This window comes from Nocardia otitidiscaviarum (assembly GCF_007362295.1).
GTDB lineage: Bacteria > Actinomycetota > Actinomycetes > Mycobacteriales > Mycobacteriaceae > Nocardia > Nocardia otitidiscaviarum.
Window position 1 is genome coordinate 2,338,639 of the sequence record NZ_CP041695.1, and the last position, 26,870, is coordinate 2,365,508.

Annotated in this window: 11 protein-coding genes; 9 read left to right on the top strand and 2 right to left on the bottom strand. The window is 71.5% G+C overall.

Annotated features, from left to right (window positions below; genetic code table 11):
• Positions 1-87 precede the first annotated feature (87 nt).
• From FOH10_RS10135 to FOH10_RS10170, 8 genes are all read left to right on the top strand, one after another.
• Positions 88-1,080: a ScbA/BarX family gamma-butyrolactone biosynthesis protein gene (locus FOH10_RS10135; RefSeq protein WP_143980512.1), complete on the top strand. Its 993-nt coding sequence runs from the start codon at positions 88-90 to the stop codon at positions 1,078-1,080.
• Entirely contained in the window at positions 1,077-1,751 is a 675-nt protein-coding gene (locus FOH10_RS10140) for an HAD family hydrolase (RefSeq protein ID WP_143980513.1), read from the top strand. Before FOH10_RS10135 ends, FOH10_RS10140 begins: the two co-directional genes overlap by 4 nt.
• The gene (locus FOH10_RS10145) at positions 1,748-3,280 is read left to right on the top strand and encodes an MFS transporter (RefSeq protein ID WP_051038023.1); all 1,533 of its coding nucleotides are present in this window, start codon (positions 1,748-1,750) and stop codon (positions 3,278-3,280) included. Before FOH10_RS10140 ends, FOH10_RS10145 begins: the two co-directional genes overlap by 4 nt.
• Complete coding sequence (locus tag FOH10_RS10150) at positions 3,277-4,491, top strand: cytochrome P450 (RefSeq protein ID WP_143980514.1); 1,215 nt, start codon at positions 3,277-3,279, stop codon at positions 4,489-4,491. Before FOH10_RS10145 ends, FOH10_RS10150 begins: the two co-directional genes overlap by 4 nt.
• A 42-nt stretch (positions 4,492-4,533) precedes the next feature.
• The gene (locus tag FOH10_RS10155) at positions 4,534-6,075 is read left to right on the top strand and encodes an FAD-dependent monooxygenase (protein WP_143980515.1); all 1,542 of its coding nucleotides are present in this window, start codon (positions 4,534-4,536) and stop codon (positions 6,073-6,075) included.
• 67 nt (positions 6,076-6,142) lie between these two features.
• Positions 6,143-6,997, top strand: coding sequence for a GAF domain-containing protein (locus FOH10_RS10160; protein ID WP_143980516.1), 855 nt, complete (start codon positions 6,143-6,145; stop codon positions 6,995-6,997).
• A gap of 24 nt (positions 6,998-7,021) precedes the next feature.
• A complete protein-coding gene (locus FOH10_RS10165; RefSeq protein WP_143980517.1) occupies positions 7,022-8,290 on the top strand; it encodes an MFS transporter in 1,269 nt (422 codons plus the stop codon).
• Positions 8,287-8,526, top strand: coding sequence for a hypothetical protein (locus FOH10_RS10170; protein WP_143980518.1), 240 nt, complete (start codon positions 8,287-8,289; stop codon positions 8,524-8,526). The genes FOH10_RS10165 and FOH10_RS10170 overlap by 4 nt, the downstream gene beginning before the upstream one ends.
• A 48-nt stretch (positions 8,527-8,574) precedes the next feature.
• Here FOH10_RS10170 and FOH10_RS10175 read toward each other — a convergent pair whose 3' ends face one another.
• Positions 8,575-9,969: an MFS transporter gene (locus tag FOH10_RS10175; RefSeq protein ID WP_143980519.1), complete on the bottom strand. Its 1,395-nt coding sequence runs from the start codon at positions 9,967-9,969 to the stop codon at positions 8,575-8,577.
• A gap of 167 nt (positions 9,970-10,136) precedes the next feature.
• Here FOH10_RS10175 and FOH10_RS10180 point away from each other — a divergent pair, with 167 nt between their 5' ends.
• Positions 10,137-10,403 (top strand): hypothetical protein, encoded by a 267-nt coding sequence (locus FOH10_RS10180; RefSeq protein WP_029932128.1) that lies wholly within the window; start codon positions 10,137-10,139, stop codon positions 10,401-10,403.
• A 4-nt stretch (positions 10,404-10,407) separates the two neighbouring features.
• Here the strand turns inward: FOH10_RS10180 and FOH10_RS35520 are convergent, their stop codons facing one another.
• Entirely contained in the window at positions 10,408-26,736 is a 16,329-nt protein-coding gene (locus tag FOH10_RS35520) for a non-ribosomal peptide synthetase (RefSeq protein WP_244961849.1), read from the bottom strand.
• Positions 26,737-26,870 lie beyond the last annotated feature (134 nt).

The window sequence follows — 26,870 nt, forward strand, 5'->3', positions numbered from 1 at the left end:
TTTCCGCTGTTTCGGCTGGATGTTCGCTGCTGCCCGGCAATGGGGCCGTTGGCCGGTGCGACACCGTGAAACCACCTCGGAGCACCCATGTCCCGTGTGATCGAGCCACAACTGTCGTATTCCACCGTCGTACCTCGCGAGCATGTGCATCGCAGCGCCATCAGCGAGGTGTTCCTGACCGACATCATCTGCGAGAAGTACCCCCGGTTCCGACTGGGGATTCAGTTGCCGCGCCAGCACAGCTACTACAGCGAGCACGTGGCGGAGGCGGCGACCTACGATCCGCTGCTGCTGCTGGAATGCTCCCGGCAGGCGTCGATCCTGATCGCGCACCGCTACGTGGGCGCGGGCATGGATCAGAAGTTCATCTTCAATACCGGCAATCTACGCATTTCCCACCTGGCCGGGCTGGTGGTGCGACCGCATCCCGGGTACGGCATCCTCGACGCCACCATCGTCGAGGAGAAGCAGCGCGACGACGTCGTCATCGGCATCACCCTGGCCATCGACATCCAACTCGACGGCACCTCGGTCGCCACCATGGAGATGGCCATCCAGTGGATGCCGGGCGCGGCCTGGGACAAGGTGCGCACCCGCGGGCGGGCGGCACTGGACCTGACCGCTGCCCGCCCCTATCCGCTGGAACGCCGGGTGGCACCGGAACTGGTGGGGCGGCGCAGCATCGACAATGTGGTCCTCGGCGAATTCACCGCCGACACCTCGGTGCTGGACGCGGAAATCGTGGTGGACCAACACCATCCGAGCCTGTTCGACCATCCGCTGGACCACATTCCGGGCGCGGTGATCTTCGAGGCGTTCCGGCAGACCGCGGTGGTGGCCGCGCACGAGCTCTTCGGCCTCTCCCCGCAGCGCCTGGTGCTCACCACCGTGCGCGCCACCTTCCTGCGCTTCGGCGAGCTCGAACTGGCCACCCGCGCCCGCGCGCAACCGCTGCCGGTCACCGGCGATCACACCGTCGAGTTCAGCATCGAGATGGTGCAGGGCGATGCCGTGATCACCGAGGGGTTGGTGGCACTGCGGCGGCCGGGCCGCGCGCCGATGCCGGGGGTGCGCGCATGAGCATGGTGTATCTCGACTTCGGAGGCGTGCTCTCGCCGCCCATCGCGGAGCTGTTCGAGGCGTACGAACGCAAGACCGGCATCGCCCCGGCGGCGCTGCGATGGGCCATGGCCCGCGTGGCCGCCGACCTGGGTGTGGCGCCGCTGGCCCCGATCGAACTGGCCATGCTGCCGGAGACCGAGTGGGTGGATCGGCTGCACGCCGCCCTGCGTGAGCGCGATCCCGCTGTCGACCTCTCCCGCAGCGAACGCGAGTTCGGCGCGCAGTGGTTCGCCGGCCATGACGTGAATCCGCTTGTGCGGCAACTGGTGTTCGACCTGCGTGCGCGTGGTCACCGGGTCGGCATCCTCACCAACAACGTGGTCGAGTGGGAGCCGGTCTGGCGGCGCATGGTCGATCTCGACGACGCGGTCGACCACATCGTGGACTCGTGCCGGGTCGGGGTGCGCAAACCGGATCCCGCCATCTTCGACCTCGCGCGGGAACGCGCCGGGGTGCCCGCCGAAGAGTGCGTGCTGGTGGACGATCTCGCCGAGAACTGCGCCGCCGCCATCGCGGCGGGCTGGCGCGCGGTGCGCTTCGTCGACGCGGCGCAGGCGATCGCGGAGCTGAACGCCCGGCTCGATGAGCCGTCGCCGGTGTCCGTCGCGGTCACGGGGGAGCGGGCATGACCGAGTCGATGGTGAAACCAGGTGTCGCGCAGCACCTTCCGGTGGAGCGGCGGGGTCTGCTGCTGGCCGCGGTGCTGGTGGCCGTGCTGGTGGTGCCCACCGGAGTCTCCGGCACCGGTGTCGCACTGCCCCGCATCGCCGAGGACCTCGGCAACGCCCCCGCCCAGCTGCAATGGGTGGTGAACGGTTTCAATCTCACCTTCGCGGCCTTCAGCCTGGTGGCCGGATCGCTCGCCGACCATCTCGGACTGCGCCGCGGTTTCCTGGTCGGCTCGGCCCTGTTCTTCCTGGCCTCGGTGGTGAGCGCGGTGGCCCCGACCATCCTGGTGCTCGATATCGCCCGCGCGCTGGCCGGGGTCGGTGCGGCCACCATCTTCGCCTGCGGCGGCGCGCTGCTGTCGTCGAAATTCGACGGAGCGGAGCGGACCCGGGTGTTCGCCCTGTTCGGCACGGTGGCCGGGGTGGGGCTCGGCTTCGGGCCGTCGATTTCCGCGGCGGCCATCGGGCTGGTCGGTTGGCCGGGCATGTTCGCGGTGAACGCGCTGCTGATCCTGCTGGCCTTCGCGCTGGCGGCGGTCTGCGGCATTCGCGACGTGGCGCACGCCGAGCGGCCGCCCATCGACTATCGGGGTGCGGCGCTGTTCGCCTCCGGTCTGGCGCTGGTGATCGCGGGCATCGTGCAGTCCAACACCTGGGGTTGGGCCGGGCCGGGCACCCTCGCGCTGCTGGTCGCCGGTGTGCTCGTGCTGGCGGGATTCGCCGCGGCGCAACGGCGTACGGCCAATCCGCTGTTGGATCTGTCCCTGCTGCGCAACCCCACCCTGGTCGGACTGCTGCTGGTGCCGGTGGCGGGTGCGGTCGGTTTCGTGGCGCTGCTGACCTACTTCCCGACCTTCCTGACCGTGGTCTGGGATATGCCGACCACCACCGTCGGCGCGGTCATGCTCATTATGACGGTGCCGGTGGTCGTCGCCCCGATCATCGCCGGACGCCTTGCCCACCAGGGTGTTTCACCACGGGTGATCCTCACGGTGAGTGTCGCGCTGTACGTGCTGGGCGCGGCCTGGCTGACCGTGGTCGGCGTGGATCGGAACATCGCACTCATCGTCGGCCCGCTGGTGCTGCTCGGGGCGGGATTCGGACTGGGGGTGGGCCTCGTCGACGGCCAGGCCATCGGTTCGGTGCCGCCCGCCCGGGCGGGCATGGTGTCGGGTCTGGTCTCCACAGTGCGGCTCGGCAGTGAGGCCGTGGTGGTGGCCGTGTACGGCTCGGTGCTGGCCACCGTGGTCGGCGGCCGGGTGCGTGAACTGCTGCCCGACACACTCGGTCCGGCGGTCGTCGACCAGGCCGCCGCCGCCACCGCCGCCGGCGATCTGTCCGCCGTCGATCCCGCCGTGGACACCGCCGTGCTGGCCTCGGCCTACAACAGCGCCATCCACCCCGTGCTGTGGGTACTGGCAGCGCTCTCCCTGCTGTTCGTCCTACTGGTCGCGGTGCTGCTGCGACCCGAATCCGAGGACCCGCGATGACTCTCAGCCTGCCCGACACCCGCATCCGCGTCACCGACATCCCCCACCTGGACACCCCCGAGCCGTTCGTGCGGCGACTGCCGGACGAACCGGACGGCTTCGACCGCATCGAACTGCCCAGCGGCCACACCGCCGTCTGCCTGAGCGCCTACCACGATGTGCGAACCCTGTTGCTGGACAGCACATCCAGCCGCGAACTGTGCAATGTGGACGGCGGTCCGTCCTTCATGCCGACCAACTGGGCTCCGGAGGTGCTGATCAATCTGGACGCACCCGTGCACGGGGTGGTGCGCCGCTTCGTCTCGCACGAATTCAGCGCCCGCGCGCTGTCGGCCTGGGAACCGACGGTGGCCCGGTTCGCCGCCGCGGCCTTCGACCGACTCGCCGCCGCGGCCGATCCCGACCTGGTCCGTGATGTGTTCCGCGTCGTTCCGGCGCAGACCGCCCTGGCGCTGCTCGGCGTTCCGCTCGAACACGCCGCCTGGATGAACGAGCGCGGTCGCATCGTGCAGTACGCCGATCGCGACGATATCGCCGGTATCGAGACGGCGTGGATCGAACTGTGGAGCTGGGTCGGTCGCCTGCTCGCCGACGACAGCCTGCACGACGACACCGGTCTGCTGGCCGTCTACAAGCGCCGCGCGGCCGAACCGGAGTTCGCCGCCGTGGACACCGGGCTGTTGCAGGGCACGGTGATGGGCATCGTGCTGGGCGGCGACAACAATATCGCCACCATGCTCGCCAAGACCGCCTACGCCGCGTTGGCGCATCCGCCGCTGTACCGGCGGGTCGCCGCCGATCCGGTGCGTTACGTGCCACGCCTGGTGGACGAGATCCTGCGCCTGATGCCGCTCGGCACCCCGGGCGCGTTCCCGCGCATGCTGACCAATCCGCTGGTCACCGCCGCGGGCGCGCTGCCGGCGGGCAGCATCGTCTACCCGTGGGTCACGGCCGCCAACCGTGACCCGGAGGTGTTCCCCGACCCGCTGGTCATCGATCTGGAGCGACCCGCGCGCCAGCATCTGCAATACGGGTACGGCATGCACCGCTGCATGGGGTCGGCGCTGTCGCAGATGGAACTGATCGCGGTGCTGACGGAGCTGTTCCGGCGCTGTCCCGATGCCGAACTCGCCGTCGATCCCGCCGCGGTGCCGTGGGATTTCGGGATCGGACTGCGGCGGCCCGCGGCACTGCCGATCCGGCCCCGGTAACCGATCGACGTGACGGATGTGACCGACAGGAAGGAGCCGAGGATGACGCAGCACTGTGAGGTGGCCGTGGTCGGCGGCGGCCCGGTGGGCATGCTGGTGGCCGGGGAGCTCGCGCTGCACGGTGTTTCGGTCGTGGTGCTGGAGACCCGCACCGAGGTGAGCGAGCAGCCCAAGGCGGGCACCTATCACGCGCGGGCCATTCAGACCCTGGCGCGGCGCGGCATCCTGCGCTTCCCGCGGGTGGACGCCGACTACCGGGACATCGTGCGGGAGCCCTTTCAGTTCGCCGGATATCCGTGGCTCACGCTGCGCACCCGGGCCATCGAGGGACCGGTCATGATCGGGCTCGCCCAGGCCGACCTGGAGCGGGCGCTCGGGGAGCGCGCGGCGAATCTGGGCGCGCTCATCCGGCGCGGTCATACCGTCACCGCGGTCCGGCAGGATTCCGGCCGGGTCACGCTCTCCGTTCGTGAGGGGACGGAGAGCCACACGCTCACAGCGGATTACGCGATCGGCTGCGACGGCCCACGCGGTATCGTCCGCGAATCCGGGGACTTCCCCACGGTCGAGTATCCGCCCACCCTGCGCGCCATGCTCGGCATGGCGCGGTTGCCCCACCCGGAGCAGCTGCGGCCGGGCTGGCAGCCCACCCCGCGCGGGTGGACGCTGTTGAACCTGAACCGATTCGGTTCCAGCCGCATCATCACCTTCGAATTCGACGGCCCGGAACCCGATCGGCGGCGGCCGATCACGGCGGCGGAGTTCGCGGCGGCGGTCGAGCGCATCACCGGCCGGCCGGTGGAATTGCGGGATCTGGAGTACACCAGCAGATTCAGCGACTTCACCCGCCTGGTCACCGACTACCGGGACGGGCGGCTGTTCGTGGCCGGAGACGCCGCCCACGTGCACTACCCGCTGGGTGGGCAGGGGCTCAACACCGGTTTGCAGGATGCGGTGAATCTGGGCTGGAAGCTGGTCTCGGTACTGCGTGGCGGCGCGAATCCCGCGATGCTGGACAGCTATTCGACCGAACGACAGCCGGTGGCGGCGCGGCTGGTGGAGAACACGCGCGTGCAGGCGATGCTCATGAATCCCGCGCCCGACCATGATCCGCTGCGCGGATTCGTGCGGGAACTGCTCAGCAATCCGGACGCCCACGACCGGCTCGCCGACACCATCAACGGTGAATCGGTGAGCTATCCGGGAGCGCCCGATGACGGTGCGTGGGCGGGTGAGTTCTTCCCGAACCTCACCGTCGAGGTGCCGGGCGCGGGGGCGCGCACCATCGGCGATCTGCTCACGGCGGGACGCGCGGTGCTGCTGACGGCTGGCACGGCCGCCGACCGTGCCGCGCTCGCCCACCCGCTCGTGGACGTGGTCGTGGTCGACCGGCTGCCGGAGGGCATACCGCCGGTCGTGCTCATTCGCCCGGACGGCTATGTCGCCTGGTCCGGCGACGGTATCCGCGATACCGGCGGTGCGCTGCGCCCCGGTTTCGCCGCCACGCTCGCCTTCTGGTTCGGCACCGCGACGGCCGGGGATCCGGTGGGCTCGGGCGGGAGCCGAGGTGAGTTTGCTGGCTGATCTCTGGACTGCGGATCCTGCCCATGTTCGTTACCATCGGCAACCATGGAGGGCCGGGGATATCGCGGTGGGTGATGGTGAGTGGCTGGTCATCGAGACACTGTCGGATGCCCCGACAGTGGTTGCCGCCGGTTCGCGTGCGCGCAAGTGGCGGCCGCTGAGCAATGTGTTCCGGGGCAGCTCGCTGGCCATGGTGCACAAGCTGGTGGGCGTCGTGGTCGACAATCTCAAGGATTCGCAGACGCTGGTCGATCTCACCCCCGGTACCCGGCTCGCCTACGCCCGGCCGATTCTCGGCCCCGGCCGCCAGGTGCACGCGGTCATGGTGTGGCTGGGCAGCCGCGATGAGAACCCGCCACCGCCGCCCGGTGCGCTCGGCTGGACCTGGGATGTGACCGACCCCGGCCGACCGCGGGCGGTGCCCCATCCGGGTACGGCGGCGTTCTACGGATTCCCGGACGCGAGCGAACCGTCCATCACCGAGGTGCTGTCCACCCTGATCGGGCTGCCCGAGATCGCCGAGGCGCTGGCCGCCATCGATACCGCGGCAGCCGATGCCACCGGAACGGGGGAGTGGCTCATGCGTCGACCGGACGGCCGAATCATGAAGGTGCGGTATTCCTTTCGCGGTGCTCATCGGGAAGGACGACTGCTGCTGCACGGAATCAGCCAGGAGTTGCCGGACCAACCGCCCACACCGGCGGAGCTGCTGAGCGCCGACGTGCTGGCGGCGGTGGCGGCGGACGCCCGCCCCGCGCTGGTGCACACCGCCTCGGGGCGGGTGCGGGCCTGGCTCACCGCCCCACCGGATTTCCTGCCCGCGGCGGTGGTGCGCGGTGCGGCGTCCGCGCCCGCCGGACCCTCGATCCCGTTGCCCGGACTGCCCGAATCGACTGCGCTGCGGGTGATCCCACCTCCGTAGTCCCGAATAGACCGGGGAGACACCATGGCCCGTGTTCGCACACCCCGCCTGGGTGTCATCTGCGCCGGTATCGCGCTGGAAAGCTACGACTGGGTGCTGTACGCACTGCTGGTGGCCTACTTCGCGCCGGTCTTCTTCGCCGGTGACCTGCGGCGGTCGCTGCTCTTCGGATTCGGTGTGTTCGCCGCTGGATTCGTGGCGCGCCCGCTCGGCGGCGTGCTGTTGGGCCGGTTGGCGGATCGGCGCGGGCGGCGGATCGCCATGCTGGTCTGCGTCGCGGGCGCCGGGACGGCCGCGTACGGCATGGCGCTGACACCGGGGACGGCGGTGATCGGTCCGGCCGCACCCGTGCTGGTGCTGGTGTGGCGGCTGCTGCTCGGGCTGTCCCAGGGCGGTGAACTGCCGGTGGCGCAGACCTATCTCTACGAGTGCGCGCCGCCCGCCCGGACCGGCCTGTTCACCAGCATGTTCTATGTCTTCGCCGCCGCGGGCAAGCTGGCCGCGAGTGCGCTCGCGGCCGTGCTGGTATCGGTCCTGGGCAGGCAGGCGCTGCTGGACGGCTGGTGGCGGTTGCCGTTCCTGCTGGGCGGGATCGCGGCCACCGCGTTCTTCCTGCTGCGGCTGCGGCTGCCGGATACTCGGGCGGCGCGGGGATCCGAGCCCCGGCCGGTGCGCGACCGGCGTGCGCTGCTGGGCCCGATGGCCGTGGTGGCGGGGCTGACGGTCGGCGTCACCTCCGCGTACTACCTGTGGACCGCCGCGCCCACCGCCTACGCCCTGACCGTGCTGGGCCTGGACGACGACGGGGTGCTGTGGGCCGGTGTCGGCGCGACCGTGGTCTTCGCGCTGGCCCTGCCCGCGTTCGGTCTGCTCGGCGACCGGATCGGCGTGCGGCGCACGCTCTTCGGCGGCACCCTCGCCATGGCCGCCGCGACCATTCCACTGCACCTGCTGCTGGAGCACGCCACCCCGGTGACCTACTGGGCGGTCATCCTCATCGCCACCGTGCTGCTGGCCTGCCTGTGCGCCACCCTGCCCGCCAGCATGTCGGCGCTGTTCCCCGCCCGGCACCGCGCGCTCGGCCAGGCGTTGCCCTATGGCATCACCGTCGCCGTATTCGGCGGCACCACACCGTTCTTCGAGCAGATGACCACCACCTCCGACCTGGTACTTCCCGCCTACGTGGTGGTATTGCTGCTGGTGAGCGCCTGGACCAATCTGGCGTCCGCGCGGCGAGATCACCGGGCGCGGGGTTCCGTTGCTGGAAATTTGCCGATAGTGTGGTCAAGGTGAACGTGACACGAGAGGCGCTGCGCGCCGCCAGAGCCAGATACACCGCGGCCGTCCACGAATACGCCGCCGCGGGGCAGGATCGTCTGGAACTGTTCTCCAATGCCGTTGCCGCAGGGTGGGATTCCCTGGAGGCAGCCACCGAACTCGGCATTCCCGGTCTGTTCACCCCGGACGGCACCGATGTGTCCGCGCCAGGCACGGATACGCCCGGCTCACCCGCCCGCGATTTGCTGTGAGGTGGGCGGGCGCCCGGATATGCCGGGCGCCCGCGGTATTCGACGTGGTCAGGCCGCCAGCGCCGGCCGCGGTGTGCGGTCCGCCGCCGTGGGCCAGCGGGGATGGTCGGCGTCGATGACATAGGGGTGGGTGTGCCGGTAGTGCCGATCGCTCACGCGCACGGCGTCGGCGAGGCGGACCGGGTCGATGCTGCCGACCTCGTGCAGGTGGGTGATCACCTCCGGGTCGTGGCGCGGCCACATCCGCGCGGCCACCGCGATGCCCGCGAGCGCGAGGACGCCGAGGACGGTCCAGGTGGGTGTGAAACCGGCGGCGGTGGTGAGCCATCCGGCGATGGGGTACGTGATCAGCCAGGCCAGGTGGGAGAGCGAGAACTGGGCGGCGAAGAGGGCGGGGCGGTCCGCCGGTCGCGAGGAGCGCCGCAGGACCTGTCCGGTGGGGGTCAGAACGGCGGCGGTGCCCGCGCCGACGACGGCCCAGATCACGGCGGCCGCGGTCCAGCGCCATGCGCCCGTGCCCGCCAGGGAGAGCGTGACGGCGGCGGCGAGTGCCGTGGCCAGGGTGGCGGCACCGGTCAGCATGACCGGCCGTGCGCCGAGACGGTCGAGTACGCGCGGCAGTGCCAGTGCGACGAGCATGGTGCCGAAACCATTGGCGGCCAGCAGCAGTGCCACGCCGGACTGGGTGCCGCCGAGGGTGTCGCGCACGTAGTTGACGGTATTGACCATGATCATCGACCCGGCGGCGGCCACCACCAGATTCAGGCCGAGTAGTCCGCGCAGCCGGGGCGTCGCGGCGAAGATGCGCATCCCGATCGCGATCCGGTCGGCGAATCCGACCGAGTTCGCGCCGGTGGCGTTCGGAACGCGGGTGCCGAGCACCAGGGCGGCCGAGACGGCGAAACCGACGGCGGTGCCGACGAACAGCCAGTGGTAACTGATCACGGCCAGGGCCGCGGCGGCGAGTACGGGGCTCAGCAGTGTCTCCATGGTGGCGGCCAGCTGTGCGGCGGACAGTGCGCGGGTGTATTCGCGCTCGTCGGGCAGGATGTCGGGAATGATTGCCTGATAGGTCGGAGTGAAGGCGGCCGAGGCGGTTTGGAGCACCGCGATCAGTGCGTAGATCTGCCAGACCTGATCGATGAACGGCAGGGCCAGCACCACCGCGGCGCGAACGGCGTTGAGCGACACCAGGAACGCGCGGCGCGGGAACCGATCGGCATAGGCGGCGACGATCGGCGCGACCGTCACGTAGACCAGCATCTTGATGGTCAGTGCGGTGCCGAGTACGGCGGCGGCGTCACCACCGGCGAGCTCGTAGGCGAGCAATCCCAGTGCGACGGTGGTCAGTCCGGTGCCGAACAGCGCGGACAGCTGCGCGACGAAGAGTCGGAGATAGTCGTGATGGGCGAACAGGGTGGCGGTCGAAGGCGTGGTACGCATCGGGGTACTTCCTGGGAGTGGGCTGGGCTGGCGGTTCGCGGGCATGGGGACATCGGCACTCGCACATGGCGGTCTCCTCTCGGGTGGTCGTCGCGACACCGGAAATGTATACCCCATGGGGGTATATGGCAAGCGGGGGTACGGTGACGTCGGCTACTCTGCCTGCCGTGCGAACGATCAAGGCTGGCGTAATCGCCGCGGCGCTCGCCGCGGCCACCATGACCGCGACCGGTACGGCGGGAGCCGACGAACCCGCGCCCGGGGGCGGCGACGAGACGATATCCGTCGACATCACCCTGCTCGGCTGCTCCATCGGCGCCGGTCTGGGTACGGATCTGGCGCTGGCCCTCGCCGCCGGACAGGGTTCCAGCGCGACGGTCGACTCCGGGCTGGTGGCGCGGCTGCGCGCCGCGGGATGTCTGCCCTGGCGGTGATCGACTAGCGGGACCGGTCGTCGAGCGCCGCGGCGATGCGGCGGAGAGCGGCATCGGTGGTCATCCGCCAGTGCGTGGTGGACACCGAGTGGTTGTGGATCGCCCCGGTGACCGCCGCCCGCCACGTCGCCGCGCCGCTGGTTCCGGTCGGATCGTCCAGCGCGGCGGTGAAGTAGACGACATCACCGGCGAAGGGGCGCGGACGATAGGCCGCGACCAGGGCCGCCGAGTCGAACGCGGCGGTGACGACGCGTTCGATGCGGTCGGTGCCGAAGGAGCCGAACGGTTCCGGGAGCGTGCGCATGAGCTCGGCCAGCCGGGCCGGGTCCGGATCGGCGCCCGGCTCCAGGTCGGCGGCGCGCTCGCCCAACAGCCCGCCGAGCAGGTCCGCCACGGTGACGGACGGCCTTGCGGCACTGAGTGTTTCAGTGCCGGGTGTTTCAGTGCCGGGTGTTTCGGCACGGGACGGTTCGCCGGGTGTTTCGGCCGACGTGCGGTGCAGGTGGCTGTCCATGACCGCGAGCAGCGCGACCCGCTCGCCCTCGTCCTGGAGCTGGACCGCCATGGCGTGGGCGAGTACACCGCCGAGCGACCAGCCCAGCAGATGATAGGGCCCGTCGGGCTGTACGGCGCGCAGATGTTTGACGTACAGCCGCGCCCAATCCTCGATCGAATCGGGCAGGGGCGCGGTCGAGCTGAGTGCGGGTGATTGCAGACCGTAGATCGGTCGGTCGGTGTGGGCCGCCAGGCCCGCGAAGGACCAGGCGACGCCGCCGATGGGATGGACGCAGAACAGCGGTTCACGGGCGGGGTCGCCACCGTGCAGCGGCAGCAGGATATCGAAGGCGGCCTCGGTACCGGCACTGTCGGAGCCCCGGTTGCGCAACTGTGCGACGATGCCGGACGGGGTGGGCGTGGTGAACATCCACAGCACCGGAACCGCCTCGGCCACGGCGGTACTCAGCCGGGCCACCAGGTCGGTGGCGAGCAGGGAGTTGCCGCCGAGCTCGAAGAAGTTGTCGTCCAGGCCGATGCGATCGCGGCCCAGCACATCGGCGAAGGTCTCGCAGACCGTGGTCTCCAGGGCCGTCACCGGGGCGCGGTAGGTGCGGGACGCGAATTCCGGTGCGGGCAGCGCGTTTCGGTCGAGTTTGCCGACCGATGTCAGCGGCAGCCGGTCGAGCACCACGACGGCGGCGGGCACCATGTGCGCGGGCAGCGCCGCGGCGGCCCAGGCGAGCAGCCGCGCCGAATCCGTCGCGCCGTCCCGGACTCCGACCACATACGACACCAGAACCGTTGCCCCGGCCGGGGTTTCCCGACCCACGGTGACCGCGGCGTCGACCTCCGGATGCGCGGCCAGTACGGCATCGATCTCGCCGAGTTCGATGCGGAAGCCGTTGATCTTGACCTGGAAGTCGGTGCGGCCCCGATGGTCGAGTTCACCGGCCGCGGTCCACGCCACCACATCGCCGGTGCGGTACATGCGCGCACCCGGCCGGAACGGATCGGCGACGAAGCGCTCGGCCGTCAGCCGCGCGCGGTCGACATAGCCGCGCGCCAGCTGCGCCCCGGCCAGATACAGCTCGCCGGGGACACCGACCGGCACCGGGCGCAGCCGTGCGTCCAGCACGTACACCCGGCTGTTCCACACCGGCGCGCCGATCGGCACCGACGCGGTATCGGCCGCGGTGACGCGATGGCTGGTGATCGACACCGCCGTCTCGGTGGGGCCGTAGAGGTTGGCCAGGGTCGCCTGCGGTGCGGCGGCGACGTAGCGGTGTGCGAGTGCGGCGGGCAACGTCTCGCCGATGGCCAGGATGCGGCGCAGGGAGTCGGGTAGCCGCCCGGTCATCAGCAGCGCCTCCAGCATGGACGGCACCGCATGCAGGGTGGTGACGCCCTCGCGGACCATGAGGGCGGTGAGGTGGGCCGGGTCGCGGTGCCCGTCCGGCGCGGCGAGCACCAGACGGCCACCACAGGCGGCGGCGGACCAGAACTCCCACACCGACAGGTCGAAGGTCGCGGCCGTCTTCACCAGCACCGCGTCCGCCGCGGTCATCCCGAATTCCGCTGTCTTCCAGCGCAACTGGTTGACAATCGCGCCGTGGGTCACCATCACGCCCTTGGGGCGGCCGGTGGAACCCGAGGTGAAGACGACATAGGCCGCATGGCCGGGGCGCACGGGCGCGCGCCGCTCGGCGGCCGTGATCGGGTCCGCGCTCGCCGTATCGCCGTCGAGCGCGTCCACGGTGACCACCGGTGCGGCGGCGGTGGCGAAACCGGTTGCGGTATCGGTCAGCACGCACACCGGTGCCGCCGTGGTCAGGATGTAGTCGGTGCGGGTGGCGGGTTGATCTGGATCCACCGGCACGTACGCGCCACCGGCGCGGCTGACCGCGTACATCGCGACCACCAGTCGCACGGAGCGCCGCAGGGCCAGCGCGACCCGTGATTCCGGTCCGACGCCGAGCGAGATCAGGTGGCGCGCCAGCCGGTTCACCCGGACGTCGAGATCGCGGTAGGTCCAGCGCTCACCGTCGGCGGCCACCACGGCGAGCGCGTCGGGGGTGGCCGCGACCGCGGCGTCGAGCAGTGACACCAGCGTCTCGGTCGCATCCGTCGGATGCGCGGTGTCGTCGCACACCGAGCGCATGCGCGCCCGCTCCGCGGGCAGCAGCACATCGATGGCGTCGAGCCGCACGCGCGGATCGGCCACCACCGCGTCGAGCACCCGCAGGAAGCGGTCCGCGAAACCCCGCGCGGTCGACTCGTCGAACAGATCCGCGGCATAGGTGAGCGCGCCGCCGATGCCCGCGGGCGCGCCGTGCGCGTCGTAGGCGTCGGCCAGGATCAGGTGCAGATCGAATTGGGACAGCTGCCGATCGGCCGACAGTGCGGTCACCCGCAGGCCGGGCAGCTCCATCGCCACCGGGGCCAGATTCTGGAAGGACAGACCCACCTGGAACAGCGGATGCCGGGCGGTGGACCGGGCCGGATTCAGCACTTCGACCAGCCGCTCGAACGGCACATCGGCGTGTGCGAACGCTTGGATGTCGGTGTCGCGCTGCCGATCCAGCAGTTCGGTGAAATCCAGATCCGCCTCCACGCGGGTGCGGAAGACCAGGGTGTTGACGAACATGCCGATGAGATCGTCCAGTTCGGCCGCACCGCGCCCGGCGATAGGGGTGCCGACGGCGATGTCGTCGCTGCCCGACAGCCGGGACAGCAGGAGCGCGAACGCGGTGTGCACCACCATGAACAGTGTCGCGCCCCGCGTGCGCCCCAGCTCCACCAGCGCCGCATGGGTGCTCGCGTCGATACCGAGTTCGACCCGCCCACCGGCGTACGACCGCACCGCCGGGCGCGGACGGTCCGCGGGCAGATCCAGCTGGTCCGGCAATCCGGCGAGTGCGTCGCGCCAGTAGGCGATCTGCCGGGCCGCCGGTGAGTTCGGATCCGCTTCGCTGCCGAGCAGGTCGCGCTGCCACAGCGCGTAATCGGCGTACTGCACGGGCAGCGGGCTCCACTCCGGCGCCCGGCCCGCGGCGCGGGCCGCGTAGGCCGCCACCAGATCTCGGGTGAGCGGCCCGCCCGAGTAGCCGTCACCGCTGATGTGGTGGACGACCAGGGCCAGCACGAATTCGTCGGCGTCCACCCGCCACAGCGCCGCCCGCAGCGGCACCCGCGCTGTCACGTCGAATTCGGTGGCCGCCAGGGCGGCGACCGCCGACGCGACCTCGGCGGCGGGCAGCGTGCCCACCTCGAGCCGGGGTACGCCGCCGTCCTCGGGCGGCAGCACGACCTGCACCGGTCCATCGTCGTGGTGCGGGTAGACGGTGCGCAGAATCTCGTGGCGCAGCACCAGATCGGTGAACGCCCGTCGCATGGCCTCGATATCCACCGCGCCGCTGATACGCAGCGCGACCGGGATGTTGTAGGCGGCGGATTCGGCGTCGAACCGGTTGAGGAACCACATCCGCCGCTGCGCGGGAGACAGCGGAATCCGTTCCGGCCGTGGGCCCGCCACCAGTGCGGGACGTGCCGGAGCGCCGCCGATCGTCGCCAGTTCGGACGCCAGGCCCGCGACGGTCGGCGCGGTGAACACCAGCCGCACCGGCACCGGCGCACCGGCCGCCGCGCCGAGCCGGGCGCTGACCCGGGTGGCGAGCAGCGAGTTGCCGCCCAGTGCGAAGAAGTCGTCGTCCGCGCCGACTCGCTCTAGCCCGAGCACCTCGGCGAACACCGCCGCGACGGTCCGCTCGGGCACGGTCGCGGGCGCTCGGTACGCGCGCGGGTGGAAACTTGGTTCGGGCAACGCCTTTCGGTCGAGCTTGCCGACGGCGGTCAGGGGAAGCGCATCCAGCGCGACAATGGCCGCGGGCACCATGTACGACGGCAGGCGATCCGCCGCCCAGCGGGTCAGCTCCGCCGTATCGACGCCGTGGCCCACCACATAGGACACCAGGGACGCCGCGCCGTCGCCGTGCTCGCGTCCGATGGTCGCCGCGGCGCGCACCTCCGGATGCGCGGTGAGCACCGCGTCGATCTCGCCGAGTTCGATGCGGTATCCGCGAACCTTGACCTGGAAGTCGGTGCGGCCCACGTATTCCAGCGTGCCGCCGACCGCTCCGGCGGCCGGAACGCCGACCCAGCGCACCAGATCGCCGGTGCGGTACATGCGCTCGCCCGGCACACCCCAGGGGTGCGCGACGAATCGCTCGGCGGTGGTGGCGCGGCGGTTGTGATAGCCGCGCGCCAGGCCCGGACCGGCCAGATACAGTTCGCCCACCACACCCGGTGGCACCGGCCGCAGCCGGTCGTCGAGCACCGCGGCCCAGCCGCCGGGTATCGGACGGCCGATCGACACCGGTTCGCCCGCCCGCAGCGTGGTGTAGGTCGCGCCGATGGTGGCCTCGGTGGGGCCGTAGCCGTTGAGGAAGCGCCGCCCCGGCTGCCAGCGGGCCAGCAGGTCCGGGGTGGTGGCCTCGCCGCCCGCGGACACCACCGCGAGATCGTCGAGCCCGGTCGGGTCGACGGTGTCGAGCAGGGCGGGCGTGATGATGGTGTGGGTCACCCGCTCGGTGCGCAGCAGCTCGTGCAGTTCGGCGCCGCCGACCGTATCCGCCGGGGCGAGCACCAGCGTGGCGCCGCTGTAGCAGGCGGTGGCGATCTCCTCGAGCGATTGGTCGAAGCAGGGCGAACAGACGTGCAGCATGCGGGAATCGGGGTCGAGCCGCAGCAGTTCGGCGGAGTGGCCGACGAGTGCGCCGAGTCCGGCGTGGGTGACGGTGACGCCCTTGGGGCGGCCCGTCGATCCGGAGGTGTAGATCACGTACGCCGCGTGGGACGGACGCAGCGGCGCACGGCGATCCGTGTCGGTCACCGCCGCCGGGGACCGATCCGCGCACACGGCGGGATCGTCGAGCGTCAGCCAGTCCACGGCGTCGGGCAGGGCGGGCAGCTGGTCGGTGAGCGTGATCCCCAGGGCGGCTTCGGAATCGGTCAGCATGAGTCGGATGCGCTCCACCGGATGGGTGGGGTCCAGCGGCAGATACGCGCCACCGGCCTTGGCGACCGCCCAGATGGCCGCCACCATGCGGTAGGAGCGCCGCAAGGCCAGCGCCACCACGGTGTCCGGCCCCACACCGCGCTCGATCAGCACCCGCGCCAGCCGGGAGGAGTGGTCGTCCAGTTCGCCGTAGGTGTACGAGCGACCGTCCGCGCGTACGGCGACGCGATCTCGGCCGAATTCGGTTCCCCGAGTGAGCAGATCGGGCAGCGCGCCCACGGCGGTCGGCACCCCGCCGCCCATGCGGGTGAGGCGCTCGTACTCGTCGTCGACGAGCAGGGGCAGATCCGCCACCCGGGTGTCGGGTCGCTCGGCGACCGCCGCGAGCATCCGGACCATCCGCCGGGCGAAGACGGTCGCGCCGTCGGTGTCGAAGACCCGGGCGGCGAACGCCAGCTCACCCTGGCCGTCGGACGACATGCTCAGTGCCACATCGGCATGCGGGTCCGGTGGACGCTGGAAGGACAGCGCCACCCGGAACAGCGGCTGCCGGGCGTCGATCAGCGCGGCGACCTCGTCGAGTCCGATATCGGCGTGCTCGAATGCCGCCACCGCGTCGCGGTGCGCCCGGGGGAGCAGGTCTCGGAACGGGGCGGCGTTGTCCACCCGCGTCCGCAGTACCAGGTCGGCGCGGTCGCCGCCCGGCCGCGCGGTGCCCAGCGCGATATCGTCGACACCCGCCAGCCGCCCGATCGCCGCCGCCACGACCGTGCGTACCACCGTGGTCCAGGCCACCCCGGTGCGGTCCGCGAGCCGGTGCAGTCCCGCCCGAACCGGAGCGGGGATAGAGAAGGTCACGCGCCCACGGGGATTCGGGCCAGCGGCCCGGTGTACCGGCAGTTCCGGTCGCTCGGGCAGTCCGGCCAGCGCGGTACGCCAGTAGCGGGAGCGCGAGATCGTGTCGCCGGATTCGCGGTCGAGTTCCCGGGCGAAGGCGGCGGCCGTGCGGTCCGGGTCCGCGAGCAGCCCGGTCAGCACCCGGTGCAGGCGGTCGGCGACGGCCCGCGCCGTCGCGTCGGCGACCAGGTCGCGCCGGTACTTCACCCGCATCAGCGTGCGCTGTTCCAGGAAGACCAGCACCGTGATCGGATAGTGCGTGAAATCCTCGGCCTCGATGTCCTCGATCCGCAGCCCGTCGATGGCCGCACCGGCTCGCCGCAGCCCCGCCACATCCACCGGGTAGGACTCGAAAACCAGCATGGTGTCGAACAATTCACCGCGTCCGACCGCACGCTGAATGGCGCCGAGCCCCAGATGGTGATGGTCCAGCAGGGCGGCCTGCTCGGCCTGCACACCGTCGATCAGCGACCGTGCGGTGGTCCCCGCGTCGAAGCGGACGCGCACCGGAATGGCGTCCACGAACAGGCCGATCATCTCGCCGATGCCGTCGAGCTGCGCGGGCCTGCCGGAGATGGTGGCCCCGAAGAGTACGTCCTCCCGACCGGTGCTGCCCGCGATGGTCAGCCCCCACGCCGTCTGGAGCACCGTATTGGCGGTCACCTCGGCCGCGGCGGCGTAGGCGGTGAGCGCGGCGGTCTGCTCGTTCGACAGCTCGACATCACAGCGCCCGAAACCGGTTCCGGTCGCGGCGGGCCAGGTCAGCTCGGGGGCGAGCAGGGTGGGGGAGGCGCCGGTCAGCGCCTCGGACCAGGCGCGCGCCGCGGCCGGGCGATCCTGCTGGGAGAGCCAGCGCAGATAGTCGCGATACGGCCGGACCGGTGGCAGCGCCGCGGTGTCGCCGCCGGTCGCGTACAGCACCAGCAGCTCCCGCATGAGCAGTGGCATGGACCAGCCGTCGAGCAGGATGTGATGGCCGGTGAGCACGAGGTGGCGCGTCCCGGAATCGGTGGCGTACACCGTGAATCGCAGTAGCGGCGCGATCGCGGGGTCGAAACCGCGGCGCCGCTCGGCGGCGATCAGCTCCGGCAGTTCGGCCTCGGTGACGCCCTCGACGACCCGCAGCGGCACCTCCAGGTCGTCCACCACCACCTGGACCGGGGTGCCGTCCGCGGCGGCGACGAAGGCGGAGCGCAGATTCGCGTGCCGGTCCAGCATGGCGCGCGCGGCGCGGCGCAGCCGGGGAGTGTCGAGATCTCCGGTGAGGCGCACGGCGAGCTGGATGATGTAGGCGTCGACGGAGCCGTCGAGCAATTCCATGAGCACCCGCAGCGAATTCTGCAGTGGTGCTAGCGGCAGCACGTCCGACAGGCCCGGATGGTCGGCGTGCCAACGGTCCAGCTCGGCCTGGGACACCCGTACCAGCGGCACATCGGACGGGGTGAGCCCACCGGCCGCGCGGTCGCGCACATGCTCGGCCAACGCGGTGAGCGCGGCGACGAAGTCGGCGGCCAGTTCGGTCACCGCGGCCTCGTCGAGAATGCCGCTCGCATAACCGAATCCGAGTTCGAGCCGGGGGCCGTCCGGTGTCTCGGCGGTGATCGCGTTGATGTCGACGACGGTGCCCAGCGGCACGGCGGGGTCGTAGTCGACCTCGAGGTCGCCCAGCGCGGCGGTCGGCATCCAGTCGTGCGCGACGGCGTCGGCCGAAACGCCCGTACGGCCCAGATAGTTGAAGCCGAGCTGGCCGATATCCCCGCTGAGCCGGTCGGCGGCGGTGGGTTCGAGGTGACGCAGCAGGCCGAAGCCGATCCCCTTGTCCGGCACCGCGAGCAGCTGTTCCTTGACGGATTTGACCACCGCTCCCGGATCGGTGTCCGGCAGCCCGGTCAGGTCGATCGCCACCGGATGCACGCTGGTGAACCAGCCCAGGGTGCGGTTCAGGTCCGCGCCGGGCACCACGGTTTCCTCGCGCCCGTGGCCCTCCAGCCGGATTCGGGTCACCGGGGCCGCGATGCCGCGCCGGGACCGCCAGGCGCGCACCGCCATGGCCAGCGCCGCCAGCAGCCCGTCATTGACGCCGCCGCGATAGCGGGCGGGCAGGGTGGTCAGGATCGCCTCGGTGATCTCCGCCGGTACCGGCACCGTGACCGACCGCAGCGTGGCCTGCGTGTCGACGGTGGGATCGAGTGCCCGCGCGCCCAGCGGCGGGTCCGGGGTGGCCAGCACTCCCAGCCAGTAGTCGATATCGCCGACGCGGTCGCGGGCCGCGTCCACCAGCCCGTGCGCCCAGCGACGGAAGGACGTACCGGTCGGCGGCAGCGCGATCGGCCGCCCGGCCGCATACTGCGCCCAGGCCGTGGCCAGGTCCGGAATGAGGATGCGCCACGACACGCCGTCGATCACGTAGTGGTGCGCGGCGATGACGAGCACGTCGGCGGCGTCGGGGCGGCGCAGCCACACCCAGGCGAGCATCCGGCCGGTGGCGGGGGACAGCGCCGCCAGGGCGGAATCGACCGCGGCACCGCCGATCCGGGCTAGTTCCGCGCGTTCGACGTCCGCGGGCACCGCCGTGTCCGTGATCAGCGTTTCGGCGTCGACGGCGGAGCGGGGCAGCGTCTCGAACCGCCAGCGGTGCGCGTCCCGCCACACCCGGGAGCGCAGGATCTCGTGTCGGTCGAGCACCGCGCCGAGCGTGGCGACCAGTCCGGCGCGGTCGATGTCCTCCGGCAGCGCCAGGACCATGGTCTGCGCGAATCGGTCGGCGGAACCGGTGGCCAGGAATTCCGCGAGTACCGGGGTCAGCGGGATCTCGCCCACGCCCCCGCCGGGTAGCTCCGCCAGTGCCGGTGGCGCCGCATCGCATCCCACGCTCGCCACTCGGGCCAGGGCGGCCACGGTGCGCTGTTCGAACACGTCCCGGGCGGTGAAGACGATGCCCGCCGCCTTGGCCCGCGACACCAGCTGGATGGACATGATGCTGTCGCCGCCGACGGCGAAGAAGGACTCGTCCACGCCGACCGACGCGACACCGAGCATCTGGGCGAACAATTCGGCCAGCCGGGTCTCGACCGGCCCCCGGGGCGCGCGCGTCACCGCCGTCGCGAACACCGGTTCCGGCAGGGCGCGGTGATCGAGTTTGCCGTGGGCGGTCAGCGGCACCTCGTCGATCACCAGCACCGCGGCGGGCACCATATGCGCGGGCAGCACAGCCGCGGCATGGGCGGTGAGGGCGGCGGTGTCGACCGTGCGGCCCGGTGCCGCGCGGACATACGACACCAGTGCGGTGGCTCCCGACGGCAGCGTCCGGCCCAGGGTGACCGCGAAGTCGATATCGGCGTGCGCGGTGAGCACCGCGTCGATCTCACCGAGTTCCACCCGGAAGCCGCGCACCTTGACCTGGGTGTCGGTGCGGCCGACGTAGTCGAGCTGCCAGCGCACCGCGGGATCGGCGACATTCCCGGCGCGTTCGTGCGGCGCGGCGTACCAGCGCACCACGTCACCGGTGCGGTACATGCGCGCGCCCGGTTCACCCCACGGATCGGCGAGGAAGCGGGCGGCGGTCGCCCCGGGCCGGTTGCGATAGCCACGGGCCAGCCCGCCGCCCGCCAGATACAGTTCACCGGCGACGCCCGGCGGAACGGGCCGCAGGCGGGCGTCGAGCACCAGTGCGGACATGCCGCGCACCGGCTCGCCGATCGTAATGCGCTGTCCCGGTTCCAGTTCCGCGTAGGAGGAGATGATGGTGGTCTCGGTCGGGCCGTAACCGTTCAGGTAGCGCCGCCCCGGCTGCCAGCGGGCCAGCAGCTCGGGGGTCGTCACATCGCCGCCCACCGACAGCACCGCCAGCGCGTCCAGTCCCCTCGGATCGACGGTGCCCAGGACGGCGGGGGTGATGATGGCGTGGGTGACCGCCTCGGTGCGCAGCAGCTCGGCCAGCTCGGTGCCGCCGATGATCTCCGGCGGCGTGATGACCAGCGTCGCGCCCACCGACAGCGCGCACAGCCACTCCAGGACCGACGGATCGAAACTCGGTGAGCAGATGTGCAGGAAGCGGTGGTGCGGCTCCAGCTCGTAGCGCCGCACCGCCTCGTCGAGCAGCCCGCCCAGGCCCGTATGGGTGACGGTGACGCCCTTGGGTAGGCCCGTCGAACCCGAGGTGTAGATGACGTAGGCGGGATTGTGCATGCGTAGTGGCGCACGGCGATCGGCTTCGGAGACCGCGTCGCCGGACCGCGCCGCGCGGTCCCGCTCGATGTCCGGATCGTCGAGCAGCAGCCAGGGGATGTCATCGGGCAGCCGGTGCGCGTACTCGGTGGTGGTGATGCCCAGTGCCGCACCGGAATCGGTCACCATGTGCCGCATGCGCTCGACCGGATGGGCCGGGTCGACCGGGACGTGCGCGCCACCGGCCTTGGCGACGGCGAGCACGGTGAGCACCATCTCGGAGGAGCGCGGCAGCGCCACGGCGACCAACTGCTCCGGGCCGACGCCCCGGTCGATCAGCAGGCGCGCCAATCGCGAACTGGCGGAGTCGAGTTCGCCGTAATCGAGGGAGTGGCCCCGGTAGCGCACCGCCACCCGGTCCGCGCCCAGCGCCAGCCCGCGGCTGAGCAGGTCCGGCAGCAGACCGGTGGCCATGACGGCGTCGGGGGCCACCGCGGTCAGCAGGGCCAGTTCGTCGGCCGCCAGCAGCGGCAGATCGCCGACCGGTCGCGACGGCTCCCGGAGGGCGGCGCGGAGCAGGCGTCGGAAGCGCCGCGCGAACACCTCGACGGTGGGCCGGTCGAACAGCTCCGGCGCATAACCGAATTCGACGGTGCGGCCGTGCTCGGGCAGCCGCAGCGTCAACTCGCAGGAGCGGTCGGGGAGCGCGGGCCCGGCGGACACCATGGTCCGCACGGGGCCGTCGAAGGGCAGGTCCGCGTGCGTGAAGGCTTGTCGGGCACTGTCGTCGGCGTGGGCGACGAGCCGTTCGAAACCGTCGCCACCGGGCACGGCGGTCCGCAGCATCACGATATCGGCCGAATTCGCGGCGGTCGGAGCGCCGATGGCGATATCGGTGGCGCCCGACAGCCGGGCGAGCAGCACCGCGAAGGCGGCGTGCGCGACGGTGAACACGGTGGTGTCCCGGGATCGCGCGAAATCCGTGAGCAGCTGCCGTATCTCGGCGTCGAGGTCGGTCTCGAGCCGTGCGACGGTGGTGGTGCCCGCGGCGGTGCGCGGCCGATCCACCGGCAGATTCAACTCCTCGGGCAGCTCGGCGAGCGCCGCCCGCCAGTAGCGGGCGTGGGCGATCATGTCGCCGCCGGCGTCGAGCCGCGCGGCCAGCTCTGCGGGCGTGCGCTCGGGTGCCGCCACGAATTCCCCGACCAGTGACCGCAATCGGTCCGCCAGCGCCTGCGCGCACGCGGCCGTGACGGTATCGCGGCGGTACTGCACCGCGATGCGCACCCGCGCTCCCACCTCGACCTCGACGGCCACCGGATAGTGCGTGAAGTTCACCGCCCGGAGGCCGTCGATCTCCAGGCCGTCGATGGTGCCGTACGCCTGCCGCAGTCCGTCCGCGTCCACCGGATAGGACTCGAAGGCCAGCAGCGAGTCGAACAGCTCGCCCGCACCCGCGGTGCGCTGAATCTCGGTGAGGCCCATGTGATGCGCGTCGAGCAGTGCGACCTGTTCGTGCTGGAGTCTGGTCAGCAGGTGCCGTACCGGTTCGTCGGCGTCGAAGCGCACCCGCACCGGAATGGTGTTCGCGAACAGGCCGACCATATCGTCGACGCCGTCGAGCTGGGGCGGTCGTCCGGAGACCACCGCGCCGAAGACCACGTCGTCGCGTCCCACACAGCTCGCCAGCACCAGCCCCCAGGCCGCCTGCACCACCGTGTTCACGGTGACCTCGGCGGCCGCGGCCGCGTCGAGCAGGGCGGCGGTCTCGGTCTCGGTCAGGTCGGCGGCACACACCCCGTGTCCGGCATCCGGTTCCGTGGGTCCGGTGAGAACCGTGCTCACCCGGGTCGGCGACACGCCTTCCAGCGCGGTGCGCCACGCCTGGGTGGCGGCGTCCCGATCGCGGCGCGCCAGCCACGCGAGATAGTCGCGATACGGGCGCACCGGCGGCAGCACCGTCGAATCACCGTGCGCGGCATAGGAAAGCAGCAGTTCCTTCATGAGCAGCGGCATGGACCAGCCGTCCAGCAGGAGATGGTGCGCGGTCAACACCAGATGGGTGCGCCCGGAATCGGTGCGGTACACCGTGAACCGCAGCAGCGGGGGAACCGTGAGATCGAATCCGCGCCGCTGCTCGGCGGACAGCAGCGCCGCCGGATCGGTGTCGGGTCCGTCGAGCACGCACCACGGCACCGCCACGCCGTCGGCCACCAGTTGCACCGGGGTGCCGTCGGCGGTGGTGACGAAGGCGGTGCGCAGCACCGCGTGCCGGTCGAGCATGCCCTGCGCGGCCCGTCGCAGCCGCTCCAGATCGACCGCGCCGGACAATTCCATGGCCCACTGGAGCAGGTACGGATCGGCCTCGGCCTCCGACACCTGGGTGAGGAACAGCAGCCCGAGCTGGAGCGGGGACAGCGGCAGCACGTCCGCCAACCCTGGATACGACGTCTGCCAGTGCTCGAGCTCGCCCTGGCGGACCCGCACCAGCGGGACGTCGGACGGGGTCAGGCCACCGGCCGTCGGATCGTGCGCGTGATCGGCGAGGACGGTCAGCGCCGCCACCCAGTCCGCGGCCAGCTCGCGCACGGCCGCCTCGTCGAGGATCTCGGCGGCGTAGGCGAACGACGCGGACAGTCGCGCACCGGTCTCACCCTCGGTCACCACCGCGTTGACATCCACCACCGCGGGTGCGGGCATGGTCGGATCCTGGTGCGCGCGCGGCTCACCCCAGTCGGCGGTGGGCAGCCAACCGCCGTCGGCCAGGGCATCGGGGATATCGCCCGCCGAAACGCGGCCGAGATAGTTGAAGCCGATCTGGCCCAGATCGCCGGCGAGTCGCGTCCCGGCGTCCGGGTGCAGATACCGCAGGATGCCGAAGCCGATGCCGTGGTCGGGCACCGCGATGAGCTGCTCCTTGACCGCCTTCAGCAGCGCGGCGGTCGCGGTTCCGCCCTGCCAGGCGGCCTCGGTGTCGATGCCGGACAGATCCAGCGCCACCGGATACATGCTCGTGAACCAGCCGACCGTGCGCGTCAGGTCGGCGCCGGGCACCACCTGCTCCTCGCGGCCGTGTCCCTCGAGTCGGATACGCGTTGCCGCGCTGTCGATTCCACGCCGGGCCCGCCACGTGCGCACCGCCAGCGCCAGCGCCGCCAGCAGGCCGTCGTCGACACCGCCCCGGTAGCGGGTGCGCAGGTCGGTCAGCACCGCGTGGGTGACGGCGGGCGGCAGTTCGACACTGAACTGCCGGACGGTCGCCGCGGTGTCGACGCGCGGGTCCAGCGGCCGGGTGCCGAGCGGGGGATCGGCGATCGCCAGGGTCCGCAGCCAGTGATCGAGTTCGTCGGCGCGGGTGGCCGCGACCTCGGCCAGTCCGTGCGCCCACCGCCGGAAGGAGGTGCCGACCGCGGGCAGGGCGATCGGCCCGCCCGCCGTGTGCTGCGCCCAGGCGGTGACCAGGTCCGAGATCAGGATGCGCCACGAAACACCGTCGATCACATAGTGATTGGCGGCGAGCACGAGTGCGTCCGGGCCGTCCGGGCGGGACAGCCAGACGCAGGCGATCATCCGACCGGTGGCCGGGTCGAGGGTGTCGAGCGCGGAGTCCAGTGCGGCACCGGCGATCTCGCTCAACTCGTCGACCGTGCGGTCGGCGGGGGCGTCCACGCGGATGAGCAGCTCACCCGCGGCCACCGCACCGGGCGGCAGGGCGCGCAGTTCCCAGCGGCCGTCCACGCGCCGCACCCGGGCACGCAACATGTCGTGGTGGTCCAGGACCGCGGTCAGCACGGCGACCAGTCCGGCCCGGTCCACCCGCTCGGGCAGGGCGAGCACCAGTTGCTGGGTGAACCGTCCGTACGAGCGGCCGTCGGCCAGATGCGCCGCGAGTACCGGGGTCGGCGGCATGTCGCCGACACCGCCGCCGGGCAGTTCCGCGAGTGTCGGCACCGCGTCCGCACCCACCACCGCGACCCGCGCCAACGCGGCGACGGTGCGGTGTTCGAACACATCGCGCGGCGTGAAGACGATGCCGGCCGCCCGCGCCCGCGACACCAGCTGGATCGAGAGGATACTGTCACCGCCCACGGCGAAGAACGAGTCCTCCGCGCCGACCCGCACCCCGAGCACCTGGGTGAACAGTTCGGCGATGCCGGTCTCCAACGGCCCCACCGGATCTCGGGACACCGTCGTCTCGAACACCGGCTCCGGCAGCGCCCGCCGGTCCAGTTTGCCGTTGGGGGTCAGCGGAATCGAGTCGAGTGTGATGACGGCCGACGGCACCATGTGGCCCGGCAGCGACGCGCCCGCGAAGGCGGTGAGCTCGCCCGTGTCCACGACGACGCCCGCGCACGGCAGCACATACGACACCAGCACCGTCGCCCCGGACGGGGCGCGGATGCCCAGCGTGGTCGCGAAGTCGATATCGGGGTGCGCGGTGAGCGCGGCGTCGATCTCGCCCAGTTCGACCCGGAAACCGCGGATCTTCACCTGGAAATCCGAGCGGCCCACGTACTCGAGCGCGCCGTCCGCGCGGCGGCGCACCAGATCTCCGGTGCGGTACATCCGTGCGCCCGCCCCGGCGAACGGTCCGGCCACGAACCGCTCGGCCGTCAGCCCCGGCCGTCCGAGATACCCCTGCGCCAGTGCGGGGCCGGACAGGTAGAGCTCACCGACGACATCGTCGGGTACCGGCCGCAGCCGCGAATCCAGCACCGCCGCACCGATACCCGGGAGCGCCGTGCCGATGGTGACGGGCTCGTCCGCGATGAGCGCCTCGCTGCTGGTCGCGAGCACCGTCGCCTCGGTGGGGCCGTAGCCGTTGCAGAACGACCGCCCGGCCGCCCACCGGCGCACCAGGGTCGGTCCGAACGCGTCACCGGCCACCACCACGACCCGCAGCTCGTCCAGTCCGGCCGGATCGACCGTCTCCAGCGCCGCCGGGGTGATGAGCATATGGGTCACCCGCGCGCTCCGCAGCAGCCGGGCGAGATCGTCACCGCCGAAGGCGGTCGGGGGCGCGATCACCAGGGTCGCGCCGGTGCTGAACGCGAGCAGCAATTCCAGTACGGAGACATCGAAATTCGGGGAGCAGACGTGCAGCACCCGGGAGTGGGCGTCCACGCGATAGCGTTCGCGCGCGGCCGCCACCAGCGGCGCGAGACCGGTGTGGGTCACCACGACGCCCTTCGGGCGACCGGTGGAGCCCGAGGTGTAGATGACATAGGCCGGATGCCGTTCGGTCAGGGTGCGCACCCGGTCCACATAGGACACCGGATGTGCGGGCTGCCGTGCGATCCGCTCCCGCTGCGCCGGATCATCCAGTTCGAGCCAGTCGATCGCGGTATCGAGTCCGGTCGGCAGCGTCCCGGTCACCCCGAGCACCGCACCCGAGTCCGCCACGATGAACGCGGCGCGCTCCGGCGGCAGCGTCGGATCGACCGGCACGTACGCGGCACCGGTCTTGGCGACGGCCCAGACCGCCAGCACCGATTCGACCGAGCGGGTGAACCCGATGGCGACCACGTCGCCCGGCCCGACGCCCCGGGCGATCAGCTCCCGTGCCAGCCGCGACGACGACGCGTCCAGCTCCGGATAGCTGATCTCCCGCCGCGCGCCGACCTCTCCGGTCGGGTCATAGCTGATGGCAATGGAATCCGACGCGCTCTCGATCGCGCTGGTGAGCAGCTGTACGAACAGCGGGCTGCTGGACCGGCGGCGGCTGCGTTCTCGAACGGTGCGACGAACCCTGTCCATTCGAGTACTGCAATCCTCTCGCGTCGAGCCCGTGGTGTGTAGATACCGACGGACCCGGCCGTGAGTGACCGGGAAGACATCGATTCTGGGGGCATTCGGGGACATATCAGACCACAGGTTGCCCAGCCGTGTGC